We start from the raw sequence: 2,068 nt of genomic DNA on the forward strand, positions 1-2,068 counted from the left end.
TCCATCGCGGCCCTGAGCGGGCGCTCGCCATAGCCGGGGACGAGATCGGAGGCGATGAGATCGAGCGCGTAGAGCGCCTCGCGCAGCACGAAGGTCAGTTCCGGGCCGACCTTGAGGATCGGAAATCCGTCCTCGACCAGTTCGGACAGCGGTCCCGTGCCCTGATAATCGGTCGAATGCGCCTCGAAGACGAAGCCCGGCTCGTCGTCGAGCACGGCGGTGAGCGCGCGCGCCTTCTCCCGGTCATAGAGGACGACGTTGTGATTGCCGAATTCGACGCCGGGCTGCACCACGATGCCGATGACGCGGCCGAGGGCGTCGCCGAGACCCGCTCTCTCGAAGGTCTCGCGGTGGATCGCGATCGTCTCGCGCGCGGCGTCCGGGCTCGTCGGGGTGATCTCGTCGAGCGCGTGGTCGGCGCCGCCCGGCGGCGGAACCTCGGTGCCGATGATGTAGCGCGGCATCTCGCCGCCGCTCGCCCGCGCCACGCGCTCGGCCGCGCCGGCGAGGCGCGCGGCGCGCTCCGCCGTCGTCGCGTCGTCGAGCGCCGCCGGCTCGCCCGCGCAGCCCATCGAGGCGTCGAGATGGATCTTGCGGAACCCGGCCGCGACATAGGCCTCGACCATCTTCTCCGCCTCGGCCAGCGCCGCCTCGGCCGGCTGGTCGCGCCACGGGTTGGGGCCGAGATGGTCGCCGCCGAGCACGATCTGTTCGGGCGGGCAGCCTTCCTCCCTGGCGATCCGGGCGACCAGCGCCGCGAAATCGGCCGGGCGCATGCCGGTATAGCCGCCCTGGTGGTTCACCTGGTTGCAGGTCGCCTCGATCAGCACCGTGGCACCGGTCTCGACCCCGTGGCGGAGCGCCGCGCGCAGCACGACCGGATGGGCGGAGCAGACCGAGGTGATGCCACGCGGCGTGCCAGCGCGGCGGAGCCCCGCGAGTTCGTCGAGTTTCACAGACATCAGCTCATCCTCCGGGTATTGGCAATGAAGTCGTCGAGTTCGGCGCGCGTGCCCGCGCCCTCCATCGGGCCGCGCGCGGTGACGTTGCGCGCGCCGGCGGCGCAGGCATAGGTGAGCGCCGTCTCGGCCGGCTCGCCGAGCCGCCGGCAGGCGACATAGGCGCCGCCGAAACAATCGCCCGCGCCGGTCGGATCGATTTCCTCGACCGCGAAGGCGGCGGTGTCGACGCGGGTTCCGTCGGGCTGGAAGCAGGTGGCCCCCTCGCCGCCGCGCTTCAGGACGATCTCGCCCACGCCGAGCTCGAAGAGCCGCGCGACCGCCGCCGCCTCGCCGTCCACGCCGGCGGCCCGCTCCAGCTCGGCGCCCGAGGGCAGGAGCAGGTCCGACATGGTGACGAGCCGCGCGAACCGCGCCTCGGTCTCGGCATCGTAGCGCAGCTCCTTGCGCAGGTTCGGGTCGAAGGAGAGCGTGCCGCCCCGCGCCTTGATCGCGTCGGCGGTCTTTTCGATGACGGTCCAGGCGCCGGGCATCGCGAGCGCCGAGCCCATCACATGCAGATGCCCCGCCCGCCCCGCGAGCGCCTCGACGGCCGGGGTCCAGCCGAAACGGGCCGCCGCCGAGGTCGCGATATTGTAGACGAAATCCCGCGAGCCATCGGCGCGGTAGCGCACGAATGCGCTGCCGGTCGGGAAATCGGGATCGACCGCGACGCCCGAGACATCGACGCCGTCGCGCCTCAGCCGGTCGAGGTTCACCCGGCCGAAATCGTCGTCGCCGACCGCGCCGATCATCGCCGCGCCGCCGCCGATCCGGCCGCACTGGTCGATGAAGATCGCCGGCGCCCCGCTCGGGAACGGGCCGATCAGCGGCTGGGCCTCGCGGAAACCCTCGCCGATCGTCGTCGCGACGATCTCGACCAGGATCTCTCCGACGCAGACCGTGGGGCCGAGCGCGTCCGGTGCCAGAATGGTTCGTGTCAAGGCTTCTCTCCTCCCCGAAGCGGTGTCAGGCTGGCGGGTCCGCTTCGATCTGCTGATCCGTGAGTGTCTGGTTCTCCAGCGACAGGAACCGCTGGTGCAGCATGCAGGCGGCGCCGAAGGCCGCGC

The 2,068-nt window shown here is 71.9% G+C and carries 2 protein-coding genes; both read right to left on the reverse strand.

The window, feature by feature from the left end:
* Positions 1 to 962, reverse strand: a 962-nt coding sequence (locus ACLJK8_RS22565) for a class II D-tagatose-bisphosphate aldolase non-catalytic subunit (protein ID WP_413152656.1), incomplete at its 3' end; no start/stop codon positions are given.
* Positions 962 to 1,942 carry a sugar kinase gene (locus ACLJK8_RS22570; RefSeq protein WP_413152657.1) on the reverse strand — a complete coding sequence of 327 codons (981 nt, stop codon included), beginning with the start codon at positions 1,940 to 1,942 and terminating at the stop codon, positions 962 to 964. The genes ACLJK8_RS22565 and ACLJK8_RS22570, both read right to left, overlap by 1 nt.
* Positions 1,943 to 2,068: the final 126 nt, after the last annotated feature.

Origin of the sequence: Amaricoccus sp. W119, from assembly GCF_047275745.1 — a bacterium.
Lineage (GTDB): Bacteria > Pseudomonadota > Alphaproteobacteria > Rhodobacterales > Rhodobacteraceae > Amaricoccus.